This window comes from Staphylococcus sp. HMSC34G04 (genome assembly GCF_001838765.1).
In the GTDB taxonomy this organism is placed as follows: Bacteria; Bacillota; Bacilli; order Staphylococcales; family Staphylococcaceae; genus Staphylococcus; species Staphylococcus epidermidis.
Map to the genome: position 1 here is coordinate 1 of NZ_KV838721.1, position 216 is coordinate 216.

Annotated in this window: 1 pseudogene; it reads right to left on the minus strand. The window is 31.0% G+C overall.

The annotated features are described in order from the left end of the window. Nucleotides 1-216, minus strand: a pseudogene (locus tag HMPREF3241_RS04935) (DUF5079 domain-containing protein); the annotation flags it as partial.

Sequence of the window (216 nt, forward strand, 5' to 3'; positions counted from 1 at the left end):
CCAATCATTCTAATAAAACTACCGTTTTGGATACCGAACATCTCAAATTCACCTAGACAAAATAAGAATAGACCTATAGCAGAGACTATTATGAGCCCACAAATTAACAACCAATATGTAAAAGTATCGTCTCTAGAATCTGCAAAATAAAAAGCATAAGCAGAACTAATTAAAAATGGAATGTTGTATCCTGAAAGTAAATTGATGCTCATATAT